Source organism: Metabacillus lacus (assembly GCF_009674805.1).
In the GTDB taxonomy this organism is placed as follows: domain Bacteria; phylum Bacillota; class Bacilli; order Bacillales; family Bacillaceae; genus Metabacillus_C; species Metabacillus_C lacus.
Genome location: NZ_WKKI01000026.1, coordinates 26,408 through 51,741, shown reverse-complemented (window position 1 = coordinate 51,741; position 25,334 = coordinate 26,408). Strand labels below are relative to the sequence as shown.

Below are 25,334 nucleotides of genomic sequence, written 5' to 3'. Positions count from 1 at the left end.
TTTTAGCGGTTTTTCAGCTCATAGCCGGAAATCCTCCGGCTATTGAGGGCTTTTTTAATAGGATTTTTTCAATAAGCGGAAAACGTCCGTCTATTTGAGTGTTTCATAATAGGTGGTCCTTCACGGGGGAGCCAGTACAATGAAGATAAGCGGATGAATTCCGGTTATATCAAAATCTGAACGAAATTTAGGCGAAATAAGGGTAGGATTTCCGGCTAATGTCATGAAAAGCCCGCATTTTAGCGGTTTTTCAGCTCATAGCCGGAAATCCTCCGGCTATTGAGGGCTTTTTTAATAGGATTTTTTCAATAAGCGGAAAACGTCCGTCTATTTTTGAAAATAAGTACCCCCCTAAGAATCATCATCCAGCCCAATCGTTCTTATCGCACAGCTACTAAACTGTCTGTTTATGAGTTATTTATTTTTACTCCTTAACCTAGTCTTATAGAGATGGACAGGAGGAACAGCAGTGAAAAAGTTTGTAAGAAGAGCGAGTTTGTTCAGCTTGGGGTTATGTACGATAGGTGTTCTAGTGATTTTGAGTTATCATCATATTCAACTGCAGAAAGAAGAAGAGTTGTTTGAGGGAAAGGGGAAACTGATAGAGGCAGCTGATACGAAGATCAATGTATATGTTGAAGGCAGGGGGACAGATACCTTTGTATTTATGTCTGGTGCCGGCATTGCTGCACCCGTTTATGAACTGAAGGGACTTTATTCCAAATTTTCAAGAAGCTCCTCCATTGCGCTTGTGGAGAGGGCTGGCTATGGATATAGTAACGAAACGAAAGATGGAAGAGAGATTGGTGAGATCCTGAATCAGACGAGAACAGCTCTTGCGAAAAGCGGGCTAAAGCCGCCATATATACTGGTTCCCCATTCCATCTCAGGCATCGAAGCAATCTACTGGGCACAGTGTTATCCCCAGGAGATCAAGGCAATTATAGGGCTTGATATCGGACTGCCTCATGAATATGCAAACCATCCGCTTGAATTTTCAGAAAAATTACAGATTGCTAGCATGAATTTTCTCCCGAAGCTTGGGATTCACCGGCTGTTTCCTGAAGCGGTCTATGACCCTGAAGTTCTAAGGCAATCCTTTCTGAATCGAGAGGAGAAGGAAATTTATAAGGCAATTTCTTATAAAAAAGCAATGACAGATAATATGAGGCAGGAGATGTTTATGAGCAGCAGAAATGGTGAAATCTCAGCATCCTTGCCTTATCCTGTACATACTCCTATGCTGTTACTCTCTGCATATAAAGAGAGTAACAGAAGCAATTTTGAAAAAAGGAAAAAAGAAAACTATGTCAATTTTGCTGATCATCTCCTACAATCAAAGGTAGCTGAGGTGAAAGGCAATCACTCTATCTATCTTTACGCTCCTGAGGAAATTCACCAGCTCACCTTGAATTTTTTAGAGACTATTGAAAAGGAGCAGTCCCATGAATTACACAGCAGCGATGATTGAGGATGATGAAATGATAGGAAGCTTTCTTAAGAAAATTCTTGAAAAAGAAGGCTTTCAGGTACATTGGGCAAAAAGCGCAGAACACGGAATTTCTGTTCTTAAAAGGGCTGACATCGGGATTATAGATGTGATGCTTCCCGGAGAAGACGGTTTTTCCTTGATAAGAAGAATGAAAGAAGGAGGATACAACATTCCAGTGATCTTTCTAACCGCACTGGATGGGATTGACGATAAGCTGGCTGGCCTGTCAGCAGGGGACGATTATGTATGTAAACCGTTCGATCCGAGAGAGCTTGCAGCCAGAATGAGAAATCTTCTTGCACAGACATATGGAACTTATACTGATATAGGCGGCGTTTTTATTAATGCCGAGACATCCAGGGTTTTTGCAGGAAAACCGTCCACCGAGGTAAAGTTAACGGCCATTGAAAGGAAAATCTTCTTTTATTTGTATCACAATAAAAATCACATTCTCTCAAAAGAACAATTTCTTACTTATTTATGGCACCTCGAGGACCGGAATGATAATCTGCTGAATGTACATATCAAAAAAATCAGGGCCAAATTAGGTGATCAACAAGGCAGATTGATTGAAAATATATATGGAGAAGGGTACAGGCTCAATACCTATAGCAAGCAATGAAATTAAAACGAAAATATCAGCTGATTTTAGGGATTGTCCTCATCTGCATACCTTTATCATTTATCGTTATTAACTTGGCTGTGACAGCGATTTATCAGCTGATAAAACCTTCAGAACCTTTTCATGAATCAATTTACTATGTTGTGATGCACGTATTGTTTATTATTTCTTCTCTTACGATTGTGGCAGCATGCTCACTGACCATCAATTCACTGCTCCATAAAATCAATAGACTCAAAGAAACTGTCAGGGAGCTTGCTTCCGGAGATACAATACCTGAAAAATTATCTGGAAATGGCAGAGATGAAATGGACGGGTTAATAGAGTCTGTGAATTTACTTATAGAAAGAACAGCGTTTAGAGAACTGGCGGCTGAACAGGAGAAGAAACTGCAGGAGGAATATTTAAAAAAACTACGGCATGACATTAATACGCCGCTGACGGCCATGCAGCTGCAATTGTTTTATCTTGAGTACGAACGGGGAGATCTGCCCTTGAAGTCGATACATTCTCAAATAGAGTATATTGGAGAACTTACGAGACAAATTCAATTAGAATCCACAGTTAGTTTGAAATCCTCCCATATACTAAAAGATCCTGTACACATAAATGAGCTTCTGCATAAAGTGGTGCAAAAGTGGAGCTATTTATTTCAATTAAACGGGATACGCATTTCAATCCATGAGTCTTCTCAGGATGAACTGATTTTGAATAGCAACAATGCCTGGCTGCACAGGATGTTTGATAATGTTTTTCAAAATACGCTGAGGCACTCAGACGCTGAGAATTTGCATATAGTCATTTCAAGAAGTTTGGTTGAGATTGAAGACAATGGGAAGGGATTTCAAAGCGGCCGGGAAAAACAAGGCCTTGGGTTAACGGTTATTGATGACATTGCTACAGCACTAGGCATCCCATATACCTTGTCCTCTGATTTTAATGGTACAAGATTTACATTTATATTCAATAGTCAAGATTTCTGAGATAACAAAAAACCCTTTAGGCAGCTGCTCAAAAGGGTTTTTTTGCTTTGGACTTTTATTTTCTGGATTGAGCTGCAAGCCACTCCATTAAAGACACTGTTTTTCCGTTAATTGTTGTTTTTACTTCATTGTTGTATACATAAATCCATGACCAGTGGCCGTCATATTGATAGGGAGTGCCATCTGCGCGTGTGTATGTTCCAGTCGTGTCTCTTACGTCATCAAACAAAGTCAGTACTGCATTCTTTGCTCCCGCAGCAAGTAAACGGTTGTGTGCAGGAATCGAATTATTCTGAGGCCGCAGCGTAAGGTCATTTAGTGCGTGAATCTGCCAGATTGGTGTGTTTGCTATTCTCCGGATATCCTCGTCGCTTACATACCTGTTATCAAGCCCCTGGCAAACTGGAAAGGCTGCAGCAAACGTATTCGGATAATCTCTTATCATCAGCATGGTCATGTAGCCTCCATTGGAAGCGCCGCCGATATAGATTCTGCTTGGGTCAATATCAGGGTTGTTTTTTACATGGCTTTGGATCAGTTCCATCAGGGCCTCTGTGTATTTGGAGGTGCCATCAGCATTCCCGGTCAAGCCATCCATCCACCGTGTTGGTGTTTGAGGCACCAATACATGTGCACCATTAAAATGGCTTTGAATGTCTTTGGTGATGAAATTGACCGCTTTGTTTGCGGCAAGGGGAATCGTAGGATCTGTACCGCCTTCTCCGCCTCCGTGAAGCCAGACAATCAAAGGGTTTCTTTTAGAATCTTTTACAGGAGAAAATGATGCATAGGTAAGGGACTTCCCTCCATGCTGAAAAAATCCTGTAGAAAAGTCTTCAATTAACAGCTTTTTGTCCCCATTGGATTTTTTCGCCGTTATGCCTGTGATTGTGCCTTTTTTCCCCGGGTTGGCTTTTATCTCTTTCGCCTGAGTGATGGTATAGTCAGTTTCAATCCAGTCATTGGATCCACCATAATAGTTTAAAGGGGAACCGATGGATAGCTGAGGACCAACTTCAAGCTCAAGCACTGCAAATTTCCCCCGTACTGCGGGACGTCCGTGCTGATCACCTGCATAAGCTTTTACAACTTTCCGATAGCCTTCTTCTAAGAACGGATTGGGCTTCCTGCTGTCATTTCTTTTGACAGACACTTTAAAAGTATCCTGGGTGATTGAATTCTTAGGAACAGGAGTACCGAGATCAATGATGACCTTGCTGATGCTCGCTCCCCAGTCATACACTTCTGTCACCGTAGAATAAGTTGTATCACGATTGTTCTTTTCTTTTGCTCCTGCATCTTCCAGGAAAAAGAATAGTAGGAACAGTGTTGTAACCATACTGATTAGTATTCTGCTTCTTTTTTTCAGCAAATTCATCTCCGCCTTTCATTATTTATGTAAGCAGTTACATTGATATTTTAATAAAAGAATAGAGAGAGAAATATGCAAAAACTAGCATTTCTTTAAGAAATTTCTGCATTATTTTATGATGGTGACTATCGCCTCAGCAATAAATAAGAGAAAAGCCCCTGCTCCATACAGACAAAGTACCAACCATGCCCACCTTTCATAAAGTGTAGAGAGAATTCTAGGCAGGTGTGGAGTGATCCGGAAATGACAGATATTTTATTGATATCGGGAAGCCCTTCGGCGTTTTCCAGAAGTGATATTGTTTTAAGTTATATTGGAATGCTGCTGGAGGAAAGCGGGCGCAGTTTTGATATAGTGAGTGTTCGTGATTTTCCTGCAGAGGTGCTGGCTCAAGGACTGTTTCAGCATCAAAGTATTAGCGAGTTCAGCAAGAAGGTTGCAGAGGCGGAGAAAATTGTAATCGCAAGCCCGGTGTATAAGGCATCCTATACAGGTGTTCTTAAAGCTTTGCTGGATCTTCTTCCCCAGGAGGCTTTTCTGGATAAACCGCTGCTGCCTGTAGCGGTCGGCGGAACAGTGTTTCATCTGCTCAGTATTGAGTACTCATTCAAGCCCCTGTTTTCAAGCCTCGGATGTACTTCCATTCTAAAAGGTGTGTATGCAGTTGACAGCCAAATTCACAAAGTTGATGGTATAACAGATTCAGCACTGGCTGAAAGAATTTCTGGAGAAGTGAACAAGCTGCTAAGTGTGTAGAAGAGCGGAGGAGCGCAGCATGAAAGTATATTGGTTTTTGCCAACGGCAGGTGATGGAAGATACCTGGGAACAAGCGAGGGAGAGCGGTCATCATCTATCGGGTATTTAAAGCAGGTGGCGATCGCTTGTGATGAAAACGGTTTTGAAGGAATATTGGTTCCCACCGGCAGAAGATGTGAGGATGCCTGGGTATTGGCTTCAAATCTCGCAGGTGAGACGGAAAAGCTTAAATTTCTAGTCGCGATGAGACCCGGCTTAATGTCACCTGCTTTATCAGCGAGAATGGCGGCGACTCTTGACAGAATCTCTAACGGAAGGGTGCTGCTGAATGTCGTTCAGGGAGGAAATCCCATCGAGCTTGCCGGTGAAGGGCTTCATTTAACAAGAGATGACCGCTATAAAATGGCCGATGAGTTTCTAACAGTCTGGAGAAACATGTTTACGGAAAAGTCGGTGAATTTTCAAGGAGATTTTCTTCATATTGAAGGTGGCGGGCTGGATCATTTTCCTGTCCAGAAGCCGTACCCTCCGTTGTTTTTGGGAGGTGCATCAAGAGCTGCGCAGGAGGTTGCCGCCAGGAATGTTGATGTGTTCTTAACGTGGGGTGAACCTGTAGATATTGTGGAAAAAAGAATTGCCGAAGTAAAGCAGCTGGCAAAAAAAGAGGGCCGGGAATTGCAATATGGTCTACGCATTCATGTGATTGTGAGGGAAACAGAGCGGGAAGCATGGGAAGCTGCTGAGTCGCTGATTAAATATGTAGACGAAGATATCATTGAAGAAACAAGAAAGAAGTTCTCTGTTTTTGATAGCAAAGCACAGACAGAAATGACCAGCCTCAGCATGAACCATGCAAATTCCCTTCAAATCAGAAAAGGACTTTGGGCAGGAATCGGCCTTGTGCGTGAAGGAGCAGGAACTGCCCTGGTCGGGGATCCCGATCAAGTTTTATCTTACATGAAAGAATACCAAAAAGCAGGGATCAGCCATTTTATTCTGTCAGGCTACCCGCATCTTGAAGAAGCCTACCGTGTCGGTGAACTGCTGCTGCCGCGGTTGAAGGATAGTTAAGGTTGACCTGGCACCTGATCGGGAATGTATCTTCTCCGGATCAGGTGCATTTTAAAAAGTCTGTTCCGCCGGTGCAGTAAGGTTTATCTATGCTTGATGGTTCTTATCATATGTAATGTTACATTTGATACTAAAGTACCCAGCACCGAAATTAATGCATAAAAGGGGATATAGATATATACGTCTAAATTGTTTAGAAATTGAAATCTTAGTAACAAGTAAGATAATAAAGAAGAAATGATCAGACTATAAAAATAAGTTCTTTTTTTGTTCTTACTTATTAAGTACAGAATGATTCCAATACAAAAAAACAAAATTGGATTGATGAAAAGCAGATTTAATATTTCCATTGGAGCGCTCCTGACTAAACCTGCATTACATAGTTTTTTAGTTATAATTCTATCTGAAACAATCATTTCATTATTTTACAATTTTAGTAAAGGGGTCATTTATACTGAAATAGAGAGTATTTGCTTTTATACGGAGTTTAGATTGCTTAGCTTATTATGTTACTACTGTTCAAACTGTACGTTACAATAGTAAAGGCACTAATCCTTAGCTTTTCGTCAATTTGTCAAATATAATTTGCCGCTCCTTTTTCAACTGCTGAAAACTTATCATAAGACCTGTAAGTCCAGCAGAAAGAGACGGAATAATACTGTATATTAGATAATTCCACTCTCCAGTAAGTAGAGAAGTTATTAGAAAAATAACTGGTAATCCGACTAATACAATTAAAGATACTGACACTCCAAGTTTGGGATTATTTTTCAATTGTTGTCACCCCTGTTCCTTTATATATCCATATTATACCATATTATACAGAAACCTTCTTTAACTAAACTGCCCTTTTAGCTTAAGAAACTTTTTTCATTTACATCTATTATGTTTACTAATTCATCTAAGGTGCCAATGCACTTAGTGATTTCAGGCAATTGATAAAAAGTACTAGTGGTTTCAAGATTATCTACTTCATTATCTGATGAATAAAGATAAATTTTCTTACTATTTCCAATAGCAATACCAAGTTCAACGTGGCTGCCTTTTCCTGCTGGTAATAAAACTACTACAAATTCAGCATCTATTACAGCATTGGTCTCCTTTTGACCAATCTCCTTAAGTTCCTCTAATGTAGTAATGTTTTCATTTAGAGTCCAATCATATGTATGGGTGAATCCTTTTTCTATCAACATTTTACTAACATACTTAACCTTTTCTGTGTTCTTAAAGCTGGATGCAATATAAAATTTCACTCTTTTACCCCCTTTTATATTCCTTCTTTCACTTAACTGTCCGTTTGTTAATTAAGGACTTCAACAAAAAAGGTGGTTAATCCTTCCTAGAGTAATAGCTGCAGTGCATTTTCTCGAATTTTACAGGAATGCTGTCTCATTAGCTACTAACAATCAAAGGTAAAAAAAAGCAATAGGGAATTTTTTTGACTACCGTCACGTACTACTCCTTACATACAAGACTAATGTGGTTTCGCTTGCTGCAAATAGAGGAATTTGATTTCCTGTCTTATCCCTTGGTAAAACAACGTTCACACCTAAAAATAGGATCTGGGAGGTATCGGCAGGAACTATGGAATGAGTTTGCAATAGCCAGGGACAAATACAAGTTACATGCTGAGATACCCTTTTCTTATGTAATCAATAGGATTGGAAATGAAACTTAAAAGTGGCAGGTCAGAAAGGAGTCTGAAAGCAGTCGAACTGAAAGATTTGGAAAATGACATAATTGAAAGCTTGCTGAACATTTGGGAAGTCTCTATATGGCAGAACCACTCGGCATTCTGGTTCAGATACAGCACTAATTACAGTATTTTACCTAGGTAAAAATACTATTACATAGGTAAAATCCTGCGTTCTGTTCCTTGCCTGCCTGTCAGCCTGCGGCTTGTCACTTATAGTGGATAACGTGTGGCCATAGTCCGGGCTGGGACGAGGTACCTGTCCCTGTGTCCCAAGCAATATCATTGCCAAACGGAGTGATGAAGCCTATAATAAGTTCTTATTCCTACTAATACGATCAGAAAAGGAGTGATTGAGTTGGCACAAACTCAATTAGGGCAGAGCCCTTCAAATAAATGGATATCCGCTCCAACAACGGTGGTTTCGAAATTAAATCCGGTTCAAAAGCCGTATGTTGCAGCAGGGGCTCTAGCAGCAGTCATTTTGTTTCTCGCTATTATTTCAATTGTCAGTACGGCACAGGGAGTTCTTTTTCTTATTGGTATATCTCTTGGTGTTACGCTTCTTCATGCCCGTTTTGGGTTTACTTCAGCATTTCGCCGCTTTGTTTCTGTAGGTAACGGGCAGGGGCTGCAGGCTCATATGCTGATGCTGGCAATTGCCAGTATCTTGTTTGCGATCATACTTAGTACAGGCTTCAGCTTCACAGGAATTACGCCCACAGGTTATGTTTCACCTGTGGGAACCAGTGTGATTGTAGGTGCATTTTTGTTTGGAATCGGCATGCAGCTTGGGAACGGCTGTGCATCCGGCACGCTCTATTCAGTTGGCGGAGGTCAATCTTCCATGATCTTGACGCTTCTTGCCTTTATCGGAGGTTCCGTGCTTGGGGCTTATCATTTTTCTTTTTGGATGAATGATACACCATCTCTGCCGGCGATTTCTCTTGCTGAATCAACAGGCCTTGGATATGGCGGTGCACTGATTCTTCAGCTTGCATTGTTTCTGCTCATTTACTGGGGAACCCTGCAGATTGCGAAAAGAAGAAAGTCTCCGAACATGAAAGCATTGCCGACTACGAACGGGTGGAAAAAGATTTTCAGAGGCTCATGGCCGCTGTTTGCAGCAGCCATCGTTTTGGCAGTTCTGAATGCGTTGACTTTAACTGTACGCGGAACACCTTGGGGAATTACGTCTGCCTTTGCTCTATGGGGCGGCAAATTCCTGATGATGCTTGGCATTGACGTGTCAGCCTGGGGTTATTTCGCAACAGAAGCCAATACCGCCGCTTTGAACAATACCGTACTCGCTGATACAACGAGCGTCATGAATTTCGGTATTATCCTTGGAGCATTTATTTCGGCTGCAGCACAGGGTACTTTTAAGCCCGGCAAAATCAAACTCGGAACTGCCGGTGCCGCTATCATCGGTGGCCTGCTGATGGGCTATGGTGCACGCCTTGCATTTGGCTGCAATATTGGTGCCTATTTCGGCGGAATTGCTTCCTTCAGCCTGCATGGCTGGGTGTGGGCAGCAATGGCTATGCTTGGTACAGGTGCCGCGCTGTTTATTCGGCCGCTGTTTGGAATGAGTAATCCTAAACCAACAGACTCTGTCTGCTAATCTATCAATCTGTGCTCGGTACAATATGTACCGGGCATTTTTTTGAAATCCCTGATCATCAACTCCACCTCATGCCTTTCCTCCTAGAAATCTCTCTATCATAAGTGTTGGAAATATATTGAATATTAGTAATATTTAATCTATTAATCTTTCTTCTATCGGAATATAATGTTATTGAAAAAGTAGAGGAGGGATCTCATGAAAAGAAGGAAGCTGTTAAACGCCGCAGCATTGATTGCTGCGGTTTCTTTCACACTGTCACCTTTTAACTACGAATCAGCAGCGGCAAAAACGCAAGTCTCCAAGGAATCAAGGGAAAGAGTAAAGGGAGTGTCTCAGGCACAGTACTCCTACAAAGATGCAATCCGGGAAACGGTATTTGTTGAAACGAAACTGGACTCAGATGGAGATGGCAAACCCGACAGAATTGCGGTTGATATTATGAGGCCAAAAGAAAGTGACAGTGGGTTAAAGGTTCCTGTGATTATGGACGCAAGCCCTTATTATGAAAGCATTGGAAGAGGAAATGAAAGCGAAGTAAAAGACCGTGACAAGGATGGAAGAAATGAAAAGTTTCCTCTTTTCTATGATAACTATTTTGTTCCAAGAGGATATGCAGTGGCTCTTCCTGAGATGGTAGGCACGAATAAGTCAGACGGTTGTCCGACGACTGGGGGCTTTGAAGAAATTGAGAGCATCAAGGCCGTGATTGACTGGATGAACGGCAGGGCAAGAGCGTGGGATGAGAACAATGGGGAAGTAAAGGCTAGCTGGACGACAGGAAACGTGGGCATGATTGGTAAATCTTACGATGGAACACTGGCAAATGGGGTAGCCGCTACAGGCGTTAAAGGGCTGAAAACGATTGTGCCGATCGGCGCGATCAGCAGCTGGTATCAATACTACAGATATGAGGGACTTACATATTATAACAACGGACCGGGCGGACTTGCCGGCAGAGTGGTCAGTTCAACACGCAAAGAAGTTTGCAAACCTGTGTTTGACCGCCTGAATGCAGGAGCTGATGATGCTTCCGGAGATTATAATGATTTTTGGGATGAGAGAAACTATGTGAAAGATGCGAAAAAAGTAAAAGCGAGTGTATTCGCAGTTCACGGCCTGAACGACTATAACGTAAAAATGAATCACTTAGAAAACTGGTGGTCAGCCCTGAATAAGCATAACGTACCAAGAAAGCTATGGCTCACCGAAACGGGACATGTTGATCCATTTGACTTTCGACGTGCCGAATGGGTTGATACGCTGCACCGGTGGTTTGATTACTGGCTCCTTGGAATGGAAAATGGAATCATGAAGGAGCCTGCGGTTGATATTGAAAGAGGAGCTGATCAATGGGAAACACATTCTTCCTGGCCGGATAGAAAGGCGCAGGCGGTAAAGGTCCGCTTCGCTCCAGGGAAAAACAGCACAACCAGCGGTGTGCTGACGACAGGTCCGGTAAAAGGAAATCCTACCCAGTCCTTTACAGATAACCCAAGACAGACTGAACAGCAAATGGTTTCCAATGAAACCAACGTCAAAAGTGACAGGCTCGCCTTTTTAACAGAAGAATTAACAGAGGATGTCAGAATCAGCGGAGTTCCGGAAGTGTCTTTAAGAGCATCCGTCAACAAGGAAGACGCGAATCTCGCGGTGTATCTCGTTGACTATGGGCTCGATACAAGAGTGCATCACGAGAGCAGAGGCGAAGGTATCAGCACCCTGAACACCGAGAGCTGCTGGGGAGAGAGCACACCTGAAGATGATGCATGTTACAGGGACACTGTGAAAACTACTCACACCGCACCGTATGAGGTAGTCACAAGAGGCTGGTTCCATGCGAAAAACTGGCGGTCAATTGAGAAAGAGAGCCTGTTGAAGCCTGGCAAAAGCTATACATTTCAATGGAGCGCACTGCCGGATGATTATGTATTCAAAAAGGGACACAGAATCGGCGTAATTATTGCAGGCAGCGACTTTAGACGGACAATTCCCTCCACTACAGGAGCTTCATTTGACGTGCAGCTTGGCCAGAGTTATATTGAGCTGCCGATCGTCAATGGGAAAAAGGCAGCGGGGTTTTAATGTTTAGAGAGAAAAATCTTACATGATATCCAATTTAGCATTAGGAATAACATTGTATGTAATTGTAAAAACTCAGACCTAAAATGCTCTGGGTTTTTTACGTTTTTATTAACTTCATAATCAGTTAAAGGACCCATTAGTATAGCATAGGGCATGTACATGATTGCTAAAACATTAGCTTATTCACTTTCTTTATACTTTAACTTCTCTAAATTTTCTTCCTTAGTTGAATAGCCTGTTTGGTAAATGTTATTCTTCTCTACCCAATAAAGATAGGTTACCTCTGGCTCGTCTTTGAATATCACCTCAATGTAATACGGATTAAGATGCTTATAACCATCTTCTCTATGAGGAATCGTTGTAATCATCCATTCGGCATGTGGATACTGTTGTTCTAAGTATGGTTCTAACATTTCAACTTTTTTCTCAATTTGTGCATCAATCCAAAAGGGTCTAGCTGTAAAAAATAAGCTATATGCGATAAGAACGACTGTGGCGAACACCAATCCAAGCTTCCTCAGCTTACCTTTCAAAATAAATGAAATAATGATGATTACTGCAATAGCCACACCTACAACCATAAACTCTATAACTTCTTTTGAGTGCATAATACCCTCCACGTTTTTTCTACTTCTATTTTACCGCCTGAAGAACAGAGACGGGTTGTATATGTCGTTTGTTTCTCTCTTGAATAACGATTTTTGATGTAATGGGCAATAATTCAGTTAAAGTTTTGGAAAAGTATGAAAATGATAAAAAGATAGAGGGATTTTCCCCTCATACTTTGAAAGCCTACCGACTTCAAGCGACTACACCTTTTTTTTGAATCAAGCTATTCTATAAAATCTATCCTTCAACAAATCGACTTCTCTACTTGAACAAAAAAAGTTAACTGCTTGTTGAAGTTAAGCTACTCGTTAACGCAATAAGAGTTAATTCTTTTTCCATCTCAATTGTACGAAATTAGAAACAAACCGAACAATTAACACTCCAATTAAAATAAAAATACCAGCAATATTCATTCCAAAAGGATTAAACCAAGAATTATTTGGAGGAACTACAAATTGTGTCCCCAAAGTTTCATTCACATCAACTATGTTTACTAAATCTTCTAAGGTGCCATTTCACTTGGTGCTTTCAGGCAATTGATAAAAAGTACTTGTGGTTTTGAGACTATCTACTTCATTATCTGTTCAATAGTAATACCAAGTTCAACGTGGCTGCCTTTTCCTGCTGGTAATAAAACTATGTTATTTTGTTTGCGGCTGGCTTATGGATATTGAGCTGATGGGGCAGTTTTATTCCCAAACAAGAGAACATCCATAAAAACTTTAATACAATAAAAAAGTAAAAATGATACCAAACAACATTTGTAATAGCATTTGCTTGAATTTCTTATCATCATTTTGGGCGCTTGATTATCCTTTTAAAAAGATACTAGTCCCGATGTGAAAATAGCATCCCACAGCTTCCAATTTTCTTTTTCTTTATTAACTTTGTTATTGTTATTGTCCAAAAATCTCCCTACCCATTATCAGATTACTTTTAACAAAGCCTCTTAATGAAATATCCAATATTTTCAATTGTATCACGTAATTCTTTACTGGAGGCTTAAAAGAATTTACAGGATGAGGATTAGCCCTTATGATTAACTCATTTTTTAGGTGCACAGTAATTATTGTAGGCTTGATCATTAAGATGCTATTTCAACACTAATTTGTTATAACAACAAATAAAGCAGGTCTAATTCATAAGTGAATTATCCTGCTATTTTTATGGCTATTTGTCACTTTTTTTTCGGAACCTCTTCATGTGCAGTGCAGACTCTTTGCTATTCACTCATGCTGCAGGGACTGTACAGCTTCTCCAAACAGAGTTTGAAAATTGCTGACCATGACATCAAGGGACCATTTTTGCTTTGCCCATTCTCTGGCATTCTGGCCCATGAGGATTCTTCCTTCATCATCAGTGAGGAGAGAGAGCAAAAGACTGCTGAGTACAGAGCTGTTTTCAACAGGAAACACCAAGCCGTTGTTTCCCTGACTGACCATTTCCGGCAGACCTGCTGCATCGCTCACAACAACAGGCAGGCTGCTGAGCTGAGCCTCCATGACGGCATGTGGCTGCGTATCCTGCAGGCTGGGCATAACAAATATATCAGCCTTGTTCAGGTAGCTGTGGATGTCTGACGTAACACCCGGAAAAACAACGAGGTTCTCTATTCCAAGGATTTTACATTGCTCCTGAAGACTATTCTTTCTTTCGCCGTCACCTACTATCCAGCACTCCCAGTTTGTACTTACTTTACTGAGAATGCCCAGTGCTTCAATAAGTGTTGAAATTCCCTTCAAGTAAACAAGGCGCCCAGTGTACAGAATGATTTTTTTCCTGCTGCTGTCATTACTGTGCTGAGGGGTTGCAGCGCTTAGAAATGCATCAATGTCCATTCCGTATGAAAATAGGGCAATCTTTGCGGTAGGTACGTGAGAATGCGTTGTGAGGATGTCTCTCATCCAGAAGGACTGAACATGAATTTTTTGGCTGAGTGCATACCCCTTTTCTTCCAAACCGTTGAAATAGGCATACTCAGCACTATGATGGATCTCATCGTCACTAGGATATTTTCCGGTGCTTTTCAGATAATAAAAGATTTCTCCCAGTAAATAACCATGTAAACTCGTTACGACAGGTACAGCAGGGGGCCTGATTTTTCCCAGCACTCCTGCTGAAATGATATCCTGAGCATAAATCACATCATACTGTTCCAAACCGTAGTGTGCTGCAGTCATCTCAAGCAGGCAGCACATGGATTCTGTATTATACATAAAAGAGTAGGGGGGAAGGGGAGGAACTTCTTGCGAAAGCCTTGCAGCGATGTCATTCCGAAACACTTCTTCTGTTACAGCTTCAGGCTGACCGATGATTCTGTAATTTAACGTTTGCTGATTCAGTGCAAGAATGTCAACAGTATGTCCTGCTTCTCTCAGCCTGTCTGTCAGACGGGACACAAACGTCCATATTCCCCCTGGGAATGGAAGTGGATTATAGGATACGACTAAAATTTTCATCTGCTTCTCCTTGAGGAGGCATGGAATTATTCAGCAAAGAATGAAGCCGCCTTGTATAGTGTATGCCGGCAGGAATTTCATTTGACTTTTTTCCGCAATCATCATGATATAATTCTCATCAATTTCATATGAATAGTGTAGGAAGCAGCCGGCGGAAAAAACTGGCTGAGAGAGGATGCTGATGATGGAATTGCCTAGAATTTCAATTGTAATTCCTTTTTATAACTGTGAATATGTGGGAAGAGCCATTTCCAGCGCACTCAACCAGACATATCCCAATATTGAAGTGATTGTTGTTAATGACGGTGCTACGCTGCACACTGAAAAAATTAATCCATACAGAGACCGTATTTCCTATCTGAAAAAGGAAAACGGAGGAACGGCAAGCGCGGTCAACCTTGGACTGCAGCATGCGGGAGGAGATTACTTTTGCTGGCTGAGCTCTGATGATGAATATGAGCTGAACAAGACGGAGGTTCAGCTGAGAACCATGCAATTGCTGAATGCGCGCATGTCTTATACGAATTTTAACATTATTGATGAAAACTCTGTTCTTCAAAAAGCAATGGCAGGACCTGCAAGTTCCAGTCCCAAGGACTTTTATTCTGGCATGTTAACCGGCTGTCCCATCAACGGCTGTACCGTCATGATTCAGTCTTCACTTTTTGAAGAGGCAGGCAGCTTCAATGAAACCCTTCGTTACACGCAGGATTATGAAATGTGGCTGCGCTTGCTGCAAATAGAAGAATTTCATTACATTCCTTATCCTCTGGTAAAACACCGTTCTCACCAAAGAATGGGATCTGTCAGATATCAGCGGGAACTATGGGATGAGTTTGCAGGAGTCAGGGACAAATACAGAGACTACTTGGAAGGTAAAATAAGGACCAGTTGAATAAGGTTTCAAAGAAAAATCGCCCTGTTCTATGATGAGGCGATTTTTCTTTGGGGTATGTGTTCTGTTAGGCAGGTTACAGTTATGATGGGGAAACTAAGTTATATTATCATATATTATCAGACAAAATCGCACACCTTTTAGCAGGGTGACAGAAGTGATTGTCAGTGTGATAGTTTGTATGCAAATGAATATGCGTATTGGTGTGTTAAAAATAGTAAGAGGGTTTTTGGAAATTTTTGTTGAATGATTAAGGAGACTTATTGTACTTGGGGGACGGGATGGTTCAACAAGAAGAAGTAATTATTTCATCACGAATGAAATCTATAACTCAAAAATTAGGAGGTTATTGATGAATCCTATTTTAAATTCGATTGGTACTGTGTTTATTCCCGTAAGCAACATTGAAGAAGCGCGTAATTGGTATTGTGATATACTAGGCTTGCCAGTAGATAGTGAAATATTATTTGGTCATTTGTACGTATTACCTATGAACGGTACAGGAATTGTATTAGACAGTAGAATTTATTCAAAGGACAATATATTCAAAACTCCACCTTTTCATCTGAACACTAACAATATAGAACAAGCCTATGAGTATATGAAGAGTAAGAATGTTGAATTCACCACAGAAATTGAGCACAACCACTGGTTTACTTTCAAGGACCCTGATGGGAACCATGTAATGGTTTGCCAATGTTAACCTGTTGTACGAAAGGGTGCTCATGTACAGCAACGTAGTTTATAAAAAAGCTCAGAGCTGTTCTTTGAGCTTTTTGCGTGCTAATATTACCGCTATAGTGTCTGCTAATTCATTGGAAAATTGTATTGCAAAAGTAACTGCTAATTCAAATACTGTACTTCAAAATAAGCCGTTAAATTATTCTCCCAGCTACTTTTAGAAAATCACCTAATACGACTGCCCCCATTTTAATTCATATTTCTCTCTTTTGTCATTTTCAGTTTGTTGTGTGCTTCTGTCTTCTCCAGCATTGTTGACTCCACAGCCCCATAAGAAAATCATGGAGGAAAGTACTAGGGTGCTGAGTACTGGTTGTGTGTTTATATGAATTTCTTCCTCTCGTCATATTATAAAATAACAGTTTATCATGCTGCCAGCGGGAAGCTGACGGATTGGACAAGAGACTGTCCCTTCGTCCCGCTTTATGGTAAAATAAATGGGTAAAAATGAGAAAATCTGGAGATGAAAAATTGACCATCACATTCATTGCTACCATTGCGATACTCAGTGCCTTGAAAGTTGCTGTTGCGAGCATTCCGACCTCTACGGTTGACTGGCTGCTACGCAAATTTGAGCTTCATCATAAATTGAGTGAGGAGAATGCAGATATTTCTTTTGAAGGAAGAGCAGTGCAGGGAGCGGAGAAAGCCAACATCATCACTGCCTGGAATGAGTCTCTCTTTTTAGAAGAGTATTATGTGCATAGTGGAAACAGGGAATATTATTCCAATCCCTCACACGGCATCTCTCCAATTGAGATTGTCCTTGATACAGGAAAAACACCTGTCATGTTCCATGTCTATCAGCATGCTGAATATGTGGACGTTGTGAAACAAGTGAAGAGCAAAGTGAGAGCATACAAGATCAAGGCAGAAATGCTCCATAACAAAGCTTCCGGGAAAGCAGTATAACAGCTTCTAATGGATAGAGAGGGTATCTTCAGCATGCTAAGATACCCTTTTTTTATAGAGTTTTAAGGAAATAAAAACTGTGTTCTGCTCCTTACCTGCACTGTAAGTTTGAGGATTGTCACTTAATAGTGGGTAACGCATGGTCACAGTCAGGGCTGGGACGAGGTACCCGTCCCCTTGTCCCGGTTTTTTTTTTGCTTTTCCTCATTCTATGCTTCGTCAGATTATGGTAAAATATTGAAAGGTAAAGGAGATGAAGGTATGGGAGCAGCATTAGCCATTTTAGGGTTTTCTATTTATTTTGGGTTTTTGCTCAGCGGAGGAAAACCCATTGGGGACATTATGATTATATGGGGTTATAATCTTATGATTTTGATTGCTCCATTTTTGTCGTGGAGCGTTTCCATGTTGGCCACCATTTACTGGGGAGACGACTTTCAAGGAATGAAGCTGCTGACAGTGATGGCTGTGATTTTATTTTGTTCGGGACTGTTTCTGCTCCTTGGAGGACTGTACAAGAAGAAGAAACAAGTTAACATATCCAATTTGCAGGCGTAATGTCTATTACATAATGTTGAAATGATGATAAGAAGGGAGGAATGAATGTGAAAGGACCAGCCAGACACCGTTTTGAGAAAGCAAGAATGAAGATGCAGGAAGCAAGGGGACTGGAGAGGGAACGTTTTGAGTATGCTTTTGGAGATGGCAGCAAAGAGCTTGTGATGAAACAGCTTGCTTTCTTTCAAAATGACGATGGGGGCTTTGGCCATGGAATTGAACCTGATTTTTTGCTGCCGCTGTCTTCTCCGATGAGCACTTGGGCTGCAGGACAAATATTGCTGGAAGTAGGAGCAGATAGTGATGAAAACATGGTTCAGAAAATGCTGGGCTATCTTGTGAACACCGCCAGTTGTGATACCGGCATATGGGAAGCAGTCATTCCTGAGGTAAACGAATTTCCGCATGCTCCCTGGTGGCACTGGGAAGAAAACAATCAAGAAAAATGGATGTTCAATCCTGGCGCAGAGCTGGCAGCTTTTCTTGTACATTGGGGAGAAGAGGGCAGCAGGCATACTTCCCTGGGCTGGATCTGCCTCGAGCGAGCAGTGGATTATTTGATGGAGAAAACAGAAATGGACAAGCATGAAATTCAAAATTTTCAACAGATGCTGAAAATCATGCACCCATACGCTGAACTCTTTCCGGGCAAGGTGTCCTTCTCACATGAGCAGGTTGCAGATAAAGTGCTGTATCTGGCAGAAAAAGCAATAGAAAAACAGCCTTCACGCTGGTCAGAAGGGTATGTAGCCATGCCTCTGGACTTTATTGATAGCCCTGACCATCCTCTATGTGAAAAATTAGGAAAGTTAATTCAGGAAAATATCCGTTTTTATATGGAGCAGATGAGTGATCAGGGAATGTGGGATGTCAACTGGGACTGGGGAAGCTATCCGGAAAGTGCTTCGACAGCGAGAAAGCACTCGCAGGGAATTCTTGCTGTGAACAGATATAAACAGCTGAAGGCTTTTGGATATTTGGATTAATGGTACGATGAGTTGGAGAATCCATATAAACTATTTCCAGTGTAATTGGAGGAAAAGATATATGACTGCTTCTGAAATAATCGTGTTGTCCATGATATGGGGAGGATCCATTGCCTTCTTTCTCATGCCGAGAGATACCCGGAGGAGAGGAACACTCCGCACTCTTACTTAAAAGAATTAATGGGGAACTTCACAATAGTGGGGAGTCATAAAAAAGCACTGGGTGCCCTTGTTTTATATATTGTGACTGTTGTTTTCATCTGGTCCTATTTTTCACAGCTGAAACACTATCATCAACTGCATGCCATATCTCAGGGAGAAAGCTTTGGACATATGGCTGTATTCTTAATCATAGGTGTGACAGTATATACGCTGCTGATTTATTGCGCTCTCGTATTGTATTGGACGAACATAGGAAGAAAAAACATTCGAGTACGATAAGAAAGGATAGGCGATAAGAAGCCTATCCTATTTTGCGTCCGGAAGCAGCAGTTTAACGGCTGCCAATGCCTGCTTCATGGAAGAGTAATGTTCTATTTGAATGCCATCTGTACCTGACATCACCCAGTGTTTTGCCATGTTGGGCCGAATGCCGCTGACGACCATTTTGACCCCGATGAGACTGGCCGCAGACTTAAGCTTTGTCATCGCTTCAAAGAACACCGGGCTGGTTTCCCCCGTTCTGACGGATCAAGTGTGTTTGTACATTTAAGTACTTATTGTATTTTCCCCATCTGAGCGGAACCGCTTCCAACACAATTTCTCTTTGATACTTTACCGTATTTTCCACATGCCGATAATCCTCCGGTGCTTCCGGAAAAAAATCATACATGCTTATTCCCAATGCATCATTCTTGTCCACCTGCAGCAGCTTCTCACTGGCAGGATTCATATATGTAATGCGATAGCTAGTATCAATCGCCAGTACCGCACTGTTTAGCTCATCCAGTATCCCAACAGGTAACCATTCCATGTCATTTCTCCTCGCCTGGGTATGCTTACATCTCTCACTTCCTTCATACTATCACAAAAATGTTAATCGTATATGTATTAATTGTTTCAATTTTCTTTATAGATAGAAAAGAATTCATAGAGTGCTCCAATTGCGTTTTCTTGGTACGTTTTATTAAGGTGTAAAGCAGTTCACCAAGCTTACAAGCTTCACAAAAAAGAGCCGGCTTCTTTGAAAAGAGCCAGCTCCACACGCAAGTTATCGATCTCCATAAGGGTCGATTGTCTGAATTGTACCATCGGGATTATAGGTGAGTTCTGTAAATTTAACCGAGCGCTTATGGTCAACGCCTCCGGACAATGAGCAATCATGGTAAAACAGATACCATTTGTCCTTAAACTGAACGATAGAGTGATGAGTCGTCCAGCCGCTCACTGGTGTCAGAATCGTGCCTTTAAACTCAAAAGGTCCCTGCGGATTCTCACTCACTGCGTACACAATCTTGTGAGTTGTACCGGTTGAATAAGAAAGATAGTAAAGACCATTGTATTTATGTACCCAAGGTCCTTCAAAATAGCGGCGGTCTTCGTCACCAGCCGTGATAGGCTTCCCGTTTTCATCTACAATGCTAATTTCCTTCGGCTCTTCTTTGAACGAAAGCATATCTTCACTCAGCTCTGCCACTATAGGTCCTAAAGCAGGCTCATGTGCAGCAGGTCCCTCTGCCTCAGGAGTAAAGGTGCCAGTCTGCCACTTTTCAAGCTGGCCGCCCCACAAGCCGCCAAAGTAAACATAAGACTTGCCATCTTCATCGGTGTAAACAGCCGGATCAATACTATAGCTTCCTTCTATATAATTCTCCTGTGCTGAGAAGGGGCCTTCCGGCTTTTCGCTTGTCGCTACACCAAGGCGGAAAATCCCATCTTTGTCTCTCGCAGGGAAGAACAAATAGTATGTATTGTTTTTATAAGCAGCATCTGGTGCCCAAAGCTGCTCACTGGCCCAGGGAATATCCCGTAAATGAAGCGCTTCCCCGTGATCCACACAAGGAGCCGTCACATCATCCATCGACAACACATGATAATCCTCCATCGCATACTGATCACCATTATCGTTGGAAGGTCCGTCATGATCAAGATCGTGGGAAGGATAAATATAAAGCTTATCATTGAACACATGGGCAGAAGGATCTGCGGTGAAAATATGGGTAACCAAAGGTTCGTTAGGCTTAGAATTTTTAGTCATAATGTACCTCCACATAAGTAGTCTGATAACTTGTAATTTTATTATAATGGAAGTTGGGGGACTTTGTACAATGGGGGGACTAACTATTTATTTATAGTTCGAATGTTTTTTACTTATTTGTTTTTCCTGGTTTGAACAACAATTCTGGAAACCAAACAACAGAATAAGCCAGAGTTGGATCGGAAATACTCAGATAGCCTGGGGCCGTTCAAATATAGCTGGACCATTTGTTCTTAAAATTCTGCAGTGAATGTTCGACGCTTTTATTTGGGTCATGGCTGGTTCTCCCCTAATGTATTAGTAATAGTCTACTTGAACCTAAAATTTCTGTCCAACTAAGTGTAGCCTATCCAAAATCCATCAAAGACATATGGAGATTGACCAGCTTATAAATAGCTAAGAAATTAATAGCTTGGGCATACCAACTAAGGATGGGCATCCTAGACATCCAATATACCTCTCAAATGACATAGAACTTTTTCTGTATAAACGGCCCGGAAAAAGAGTACAGAAATTGGGCAGAACTGTTCAAGCTATAGAGCATCATGGTCAAGATTTTAAAGTTCTTATGGAGATATTATCATTTAAGTTAAAGCTCAGTTAAGAATTTATCGGTGACTTGATTTATTTTTTGATTTTATTAAAAATCCATTATGCAGTCCTCCTTGGTTAACTAAGTTAGGGGTCAATTCGTGCAGATTTGACACTCCGTATCATACCAAGATGGCTCTTTTTTGTTCAAGTGCCCGTAAGTCCTTTTAAAGAAATGCTCCTATTATAAAGATTTAAAAACCATTAAATCCTCTTCAGTAATTAAATGAGAAAGAGAAAAGCGTATTGTATTTCTAATTTCTTCCAATGGTAATCCAATTGAAGACAGTACATGGCTTGGTTTACTCGAACTGCAAGCAGAACCAGTAGAAACAGCGATCACAGGGGCCAACTTTTTTACTAGTATTTCGTTGTTGACACCCCTGAATTGAACGTTCAAAATGCCAGGAACTTTATTGATTTTATCATTGTTAAAGACAATTTTTCGACCAAATTTTGCATTTAAAATATTTGTTAGTTGTTCTTCCAGCATCTTTAACTTTAAAATGTTCTCTTCTAGATAATTATTTGCTAATTCCGCTGCTTTACCCATGCCTACAATATTATGTACCGCAAGGGTGCCGCTTCTTATTCCCCCCTCCTGTCCTCCACCATGTAGAAGGGGAGTAAGAGGAACCGGAACTCCATATTCGTCTCTTCGAATAAATGTGACCCCTGTTCCCTTGGGACCATGAAATTTATGAGCAGAGCAAGATAAGAAAGAAATACCAGGCAAATCTTCTAAACTAAAGTCTATTTTTCCAACAACCTGAGTTGCATCAGTATGAAAAAATACATTACTTTCTTTACATAGAGCTGCTATTTCCTCAATAGGATTCAAGGAACCAAGTTCATTATTTCCCCACATAATCGAGACTAAAATAGTGTTATCAGAAAGAGCATTTTTCAAATTATCCAGGGATACTCTTCCATATTTATCTACATTTAAATATGTAACTTGAAAACCTAGGTCCTCCAGGTACTTGCAGGTATCCAGGATAGAGGGGTGTTCAGCTTTTGATGTAATAATATGGTTACCTTTAGTTTGGTAGTAATCAGTTACCCCTTTAAGAACCATATTATTTGTTTCTGTTGAACCGCTGGTAAAAGATAATTCTTCTGGCTTGCATCCTAGAAGATTTGCAACATTTTTACGAGCTTGCTCAATTGCTTTAGTTGCATTAATTGCTTTGGAATAATACTTACTTGAGGGATTTCCAAATTCCTCAAGTAAGTAAGGAAGCATAGCCTCCCGGACTACAGGTAGCAGGGGAGTGGTCGCACTATTATCTAAATATAACAATTGAATCACCCTTATGCATCAATTTTGAAAAGATTATTCAGGAGTTTATCGTAGTTTCCAGCGTGACGGTATTCGTTTTCAAGTAACTTAATGCCCCTGTCTAAGTGAGCATTAAAGTAGTCTGGAAAGTATTCTTCATCTGAAAGGTTTTTTTTTGAATGCTGCCTGATTAAAGCCTTATAGATATAATCATTCTCACCAGTCATAGCATTCCTATGGATGTCTACACCACTTTTGTCTTCAACTAAATCAGGAATTTCTTTGATTCGTAGAGATAAGCCAACAGCCAAACGTGAGAGAATATTCCAAGTTAATCCTGTTGAAGCTTGAAGGCTTTTTAATTTTTCCCCAGTGTCTTTTGATGTTTTGATTCTGAAATTCATCTCTTAAACCTCCAAGCTCTTAAACGTGAAGTAATTAGGTACCACAATAGTTTCTTTTTTATTAACATCAAAGTTCAAAGTGAATTCTCTAGCGGTATAAGAGTGTAATAACTCGTAATTATACTCATCAATTTCAGAATCAGTTGAGAGAATTATTACTTGTTTTCCGCTATTAGGAATAAAGTGAGTTAAAATACTAGTTTTATGAGTTCTGTCTAATCTTCCTAATAAAGTATCAAAAATGAACGGAACATTTCTTCCAGAGCATTTGAAAATTGCCCAGATGATAGAGAGAAGTAATATCTCTTTTTCCCCAGCAGAAAGTGTGGACTTTTCAATAGCTTCTTTATTTTGGTCAAAAAGAGAGACCTCAAAAGTAGATGAATCAATTTTCATTGACGCAATATAGTTTCGTTTTCTCATTAACTTGTTCAACATACGTAAAGCTTCCATTTGTACTTCCTGCAATTTCTTCTTTAATTGAATTTCACGGAATTTCTGGCTCAATGAAATGATCTTTTGAGATTCTACAAAAGAGTTTCTGCTTTTTTCTTGGTCTCTAAACAGAGCTTCAATAGTTTCAATGGAGGAATTAACTTTTAACAAGTCATTCTTAACTTCATCTTGCATTTCTTTTTCTGTTTCAATTTTTTTAAAGGCTTGTGAGATTTCTTCCGTGTATCTTTCCATATCCTCCAACATCTCACTAAATTCGGAAGAGGAGTCATTTACTTTCAGCTTTTCTCTCAGTCCCTGTGCTTCTATTAACTTATCTTTGTTTTCTTGTATAAGCTGTTGATAAGATATTAACTTTTGCCCTTTAACTTCTTGATAGACGTTTTCAACTTGCCTACTTTCGGAAAAAGAGGCCCTATGGATGATTCCCGTTTCATCAGAAGGTTTTACTGTTAAGAGGATCTCATCCTTTAAAAGTTGGCTTTTAATTTCTTGATTATCCACTTGAAGCTTCTCTAAAATTGATGAAATTTTTTGATCTGTAAGCTGCTTGTTAAGTGATGAGTACAGTTGAAATTTTTCCTCATTAACTAATTGCTGTCGAGTATCAATTACGAGTTCTTTAGCAATGAAGAAAGGGAGAGAGTTTGCAACAAATTGCCTTATCGTTTCATGATTTTGTTTTCTCATATTTTCAATGTTATTAATTTCCTGATTTAAATGTTCCCTCTCATCACGAACCAGCCCTCCATACACTTCAAAATCTGACTTTACATTTTTGAAATCTTCCTCTAACTCTTCTTGCTTTTGGAATATGGAGTGTAATCGTTCCTCAATTTCGTTTAAATGACTATTTAGTTCTTTTCTTTTTTCTTTTAATTCAAACAATTCCTTTTCTTGTTTGTTAAGTGAAGATATCTGTGTATTCTGGTGACTGTATGATTCCAAATCTATTTCCAAAGCCTCAAATAGGTCTAGATTAAACAGCACATGAGACAGGTTTTCGATATAACTGGATAATAAATTATTATTAATAATTCTTGATATTTCTTCACCATCAAATAAACATAAATCTAAAAGTTGGGGGGGCATTATTTCTCTTAGTCTTGAGTTGAATAAATCTTTTTCATATTCATTCAAATGCTTTCCATTCTTTAACACGTCAAATGCTTCCTTGATGTTTCCATTGAGGAATCTCCAGCTACGATATAGTGAATATTCAGCCTTAGAAAGTTCGTCTGTGATATCAAAATCTAATTTTAAGCGAAAGTTATTCTCACCAACGGCTTTTGCTGCATGGTTCAAGAGTGATTCCACTTTCTTGAAGTATTCCTTGTTTTCTGTCTTGTAACCATAAGCAAAAGAACCAAAAAGCCCCATCTTGATTGAATTTAAAAAGGTTGTTTTTCCCGCACCGTTTTCTCCGCCTATTAAGATGGTGTTGTTTTCTTTTGTTGTACTCAGGTCGATAGAATGCATTCCCCGGTATGGCCCTATATTAGTAAGCTGAATTTTTTTGATATACATTGTAAAACCTCACAATAA

Annotated in this window: 23 protein-coding genes; 13 read left to right on the top strand and 10 right to left on the bottom strand. The window is 40.4% G+C overall.

Features of this window, described 5'->3' with window-relative positions; translation table 11 throughout:
• Nucleotides 1–469: 469 nt before the first annotated feature.
• Genes GJU40_RS13240 through GJU40_RS13230 form a run of 3 tightly spaced genes read left to right on the top strand, consistent with a single transcriptional unit; the run spans nt 470 to nt 3,097 of the window.
• Nucleotides 470–1,471: an alpha/beta hydrolase gene (locus tag GJU40_RS13240; RefSeq protein ID WP_343031548.1), complete on the top strand. Its 1,002-nt coding sequence runs from the start codon at nt 470–472 to the stop codon at nt 1,469–1,471.
• Entirely contained in the window at nt 1,446–2,114 is a 669-nt protein-coding gene (locus GJU40_RS13235; RefSeq protein ID WP_246188366.1) for a response regulator transcription factor, read from the top strand. The genes GJU40_RS13240 and GJU40_RS13235 overlap by 26 nt, the downstream gene beginning before the upstream one ends.
• Nucleotides 2,111–3,097: a sensor histidine kinase gene (locus GJU40_RS13230; protein ID WP_154308384.1), complete on the top strand. Its 987-nt coding sequence runs from the start codon at nt 2,111–2,113 to the stop codon at nt 3,095–3,097. Before GJU40_RS13235 ends, GJU40_RS13230 begins: the two co-directional genes overlap by 4 nt.
• Nucleotides 3,098–3,152: 55 nt before the next feature.
• Here the strand turns inward: GJU40_RS13230 and GJU40_RS13225 are convergent, their stop codons facing one another.
• Nucleotides 3,153–4,469, bottom strand: a complete 1,317-nt coding sequence (locus GJU40_RS13225) for a prolyl oligopeptidase family serine peptidase (RefSeq protein WP_246188365.1) — start codon at nt 4,467–4,469, stop codon at nt 3,153–3,155.
• 243 nt (nt 4,470–4,712) lie between these two features.
• Between GJU40_RS13225 and ssuE the strand changes: the two genes are divergently transcribed.
• Complete coding sequence (ssuE, locus tag GJU40_RS13220) at nt 4,713–5,225, top strand: NADPH-dependent FMN reductase (RefSeq protein WP_154308379.1); 513 nt, start codon at nt 4,713–4,715, stop codon at nt 5,223–5,225.
• A gap of 19 nt (nt 5,226–5,244) precedes the next feature.
• Nucleotides 5,245–6,297 carry an alkanesulfonate monooxygenase gene (gene ssuD, locus GJU40_RS13215; protein ID WP_154308378.1) on the top strand — a complete coding sequence of 351 codons (1,053 nt, stop codon included), beginning with the start codon at nt 5,245–5,247 and terminating at the stop codon, nt 6,295–6,297.
• 851 nt (nt 6,298–7,148) lie between these two features.
• On the opposite strand, the gene GJU40_RS13210 is transcribed toward ssuD, so the two are convergent.
• On the bottom strand, nt 7,149–7,550 hold the full coding sequence (locus GJU40_RS13210; RefSeq protein WP_343031547.1) for a nucleoside 2-deoxyribosyltransferase: 402 nt from the start codon (nt 7,548–7,550) through the stop codon (nt 7,149–7,151).
• Nucleotides 7,551–8,348: 798 nt separating this feature from the next.
• Here GJU40_RS13210 and GJU40_RS13205 point away from each other — a divergent pair.
• Nucleotides 8,349–9,614, top strand: coding sequence for a YeeE/YedE family protein (locus GJU40_RS13205; RefSeq protein ID WP_154308376.1), 1,266 nt, complete (start codon nt 8,349–8,351; stop codon nt 9,612–9,614).
• A 198-nt stretch (nt 9,615–9,812) separates the two neighbouring features.
• Nucleotides 9,813–11,699 carry a Xaa-Pro dipeptidyl-peptidase gene (locus GJU40_RS13200; RefSeq protein ID WP_154308374.1) on the top strand — a complete coding sequence of 629 codons (1,887 nt, stop codon included), beginning with the start codon at nt 9,813–9,815 and terminating at the stop codon, nt 11,697–11,699.
• Between the two features lie 179 nt (nt 11,700–11,878).
• Here GJU40_RS13200 and GJU40_RS13195 read toward each other — a convergent pair whose 3' ends face one another.
• Nucleotides 11,879–12,307 carry a hypothetical protein gene (locus tag GJU40_RS13195; protein ID WP_154308373.1) on the bottom strand — a complete coding sequence of 143 codons (429 nt, stop codon included), beginning with the start codon at nt 12,305–12,307 and terminating at the stop codon, nt 11,879–11,881.
• A gap of 1,227 nt (nt 12,308–13,534) precedes the next feature.
• On the bottom strand, nt 13,535–14,767 hold the full coding sequence (locus GJU40_RS13190; protein WP_154308371.1) for a glycosyltransferase family 4 protein: 1,233 nt from the start codon (nt 14,765–14,767) through the stop codon (nt 13,535–13,537).
• A gap of 181 nt (nt 14,768–14,948) precedes the next feature.
• Here GJU40_RS13190 and GJU40_RS13185 point away from each other — a divergent pair, with 181 nt between their 5' ends.
• The 6 genes from GJU40_RS13185 to GJU40_RS13160 all read left to right on the top strand — a co-directional run bounded on the left by GJU40_RS13185 (nt 14,949) and on the right by GJU40_RS13160 (nt 19,300).
• Nucleotides 14,949–15,662 (top strand): glycosyltransferase, encoded by a 714-nt coding sequence (locus tag GJU40_RS13185; RefSeq protein WP_246188364.1) that lies wholly within the window; start codon nt 14,949–14,951, stop codon nt 15,660–15,662.
• A gap of 352 nt (nt 15,663–16,014) precedes the next feature.
• A complete protein-coding gene (locus GJU40_RS13180) occupies nt 16,015–16,365 on the top strand; it encodes a VOC family protein (RefSeq protein ID WP_154308369.1) in 351 nt (116 codons plus the stop codon).
• 509 nt (nt 16,366–16,874) lie between these two features.
• On the top strand, nt 16,875–17,315 hold the full coding sequence (locus tag GJU40_RS13175; protein WP_170289406.1) for a YfmQ family protein: 441 nt from the start codon (nt 16,875–16,877) through the stop codon (nt 17,313–17,315).
• Between the two features lie 261 nt (nt 17,316–17,576).
• Nucleotides 17,577–17,873, top strand: a complete 297-nt coding sequence (locus GJU40_RS13170; RefSeq protein ID WP_154308365.1) for a hypothetical protein — start codon at nt 17,577–17,579, stop codon at nt 17,871–17,873.
• Between the two features lie 47 nt (nt 17,874–17,920).
• Complete coding sequence (locus GJU40_RS13165) at nt 17,921–18,859, top strand: hypothetical protein (RefSeq protein ID WP_343031546.1); 939 nt, start codon at nt 17,921–17,923, stop codon at nt 18,857–18,859.
• Between the two features lie 198 nt (nt 18,860–19,057).
• The gene (locus tag GJU40_RS13160) at nt 19,058–19,300 is read left to right on the top strand and encodes a hypothetical protein (RefSeq protein WP_170289405.1); all 243 of its coding nucleotides are present in this window, start codon (nt 19,058–19,060) and stop codon (nt 19,298–19,300) included.
• Between the two features lie 27 nt (nt 19,301–19,327).
• On the opposite strand, the gene GJU40_RS13155 is transcribed toward GJU40_RS13160, so the two are convergent.
• From GJU40_RS13155 to dndD, 6 genes are all read right to left on the bottom strand, one after another.
• A complete protein-coding gene (locus GJU40_RS13155) occupies nt 19,328–19,522 on the bottom strand; it encodes an STAS domain-containing protein (RefSeq protein WP_212029834.1) in 195 nt (64 codons plus the stop codon).
• Nucleotides 19,512–19,832 (bottom strand): PAS domain-containing protein, encoded by a 321-nt coding sequence (locus GJU40_RS13150; RefSeq protein WP_154308359.1) that lies wholly within the window; start codon nt 19,830–19,832, stop codon nt 19,512–19,514. Before GJU40_RS13150 ends, GJU40_RS13155 begins: the two co-directional genes overlap by 11 nt.
• A 237-nt stretch (nt 19,833–20,069) precedes the next feature.
• Nucleotides 20,070–21,056, bottom strand: a complete 987-nt coding sequence (locus tag GJU40_RS13145; protein WP_154308357.1) for a glycoside hydrolase family 43 protein — start codon at nt 21,054–21,056, stop codon at nt 20,070–20,072.
• Between the two features lie 775 nt (nt 21,057–21,831).
• Nucleotides 21,832–22,950: a cysteine desulfurase family protein gene (locus tag GJU40_RS13140; protein WP_154308355.1), complete on the bottom strand. Its 1,119-nt coding sequence runs from the start codon at nt 22,948–22,950 to the stop codon at nt 21,832–21,834.
• Between the two features lie 11 nt (nt 22,951–22,961).
• Complete coding sequence (gene dndE, locus GJU40_RS13135) at nt 22,962–23,333, bottom strand: DNA sulfur modification protein DndE (RefSeq protein WP_154308353.1); 372 nt, start codon at nt 23,331–23,333, stop codon at nt 22,962–22,964.
• Nucleotides 23,334–23,336: 3 nt separating this feature from the next.
• Nucleotides 23,337–25,316, bottom strand: a complete 1,980-nt coding sequence (gene dndD, locus GJU40_RS13130; protein WP_154308351.1) for a DNA sulfur modification protein DndD — start codon at nt 25,314–25,316, stop codon at nt 23,337–23,339.
• Nucleotides 25,317–25,334: the final 18 nt, after the last annotated feature.

Coding starts and splice junctions, on each gene's coding strand:
- GJU40_RS13150 (WP_154308359.1), bottom strand. CDS start 19,832: ATGGAATGGTTACCTGTTGGGATACTGGATGAGCTAAACAGTGCGGTA.
- GJU40_RS13145 (WP_154308357.1), bottom strand. CDS start 21,056: ATGACTAAAAATTCTAAGCCTAACGAACCTTTGGTTACCCATATTTTC.
- GJU40_RS13185 (WP_246188364.1), top strand. CDS start 14,949: ATGATGGAATTGCCTAGAATTTCAATTGTAATTCCTTTTTATAACTGT.
- GJU40_RS13235 (WP_246188366.1), top strand. CDS start 1,446: ATGAATTACACAGCAGCGATGATTGAGGATGATGAAATGATAGGAAGC.
- dndE (WP_154308353.1), bottom strand. CDS start 23,333: ATGAATTTCAGAATCAAAACATCAAAAGACACTGGGGAAAAATTAAAA.
- dndD (WP_154308351.1), bottom strand. CDS start 25,316: ATGTATATCAAAAAAATTCAGCTTACTAATATAGGGCCATACCGGGGA.
- ssuE (WP_154308379.1), top strand. CDS start 4,713: ATGACAGATATTTTATTGATATCGGGAAGCCCTTCGGCGTTTTCCAGA.
- GJU40_RS13170 (WP_154308365.1), top strand. CDS start 17,577: ATGGGAGCAGCATTAGCCATTTTAGGGTTTTCTATTTATTTTGGGTTT.
- GJU40_RS13190 (WP_154308371.1), bottom strand. CDS start 14,767: ATGAAAATTTTAGTCGTATCCTATAATCCACTTCCATTCCCAGGGGGA.
- ssuD (WP_154308378.1), top strand. CDS start 5,245: ATGAAAGTATATTGGTTTTTGCCAACGGCAGGTGATGGAAGATACCTG.
- GJU40_RS13195 (WP_154308373.1), bottom strand. CDS start 12,307: ATGCACTCAAAAGAAGTTATAGAGTTTATGGTTGTAGGTGTGGCTATT.
- GJU40_RS13180 (WP_154308369.1), top strand. CDS start 16,015: ATGAATCCTATTTTAAATTCGATTGGTACTGTGTTTATTCCCGTAAGC.
- GJU40_RS13230 (WP_154308384.1), top strand. CDS start 2,111: ATGAAATTAAAACGAAAATATCAGCTGATTTTAGGGATTGTCCTCATC.
- GJU40_RS13200 (WP_154308374.1), top strand. CDS start 9,813: ATGAAAAGAAGGAAGCTGTTAAACGCCGCAGCATTGATTGCTGCGGTT.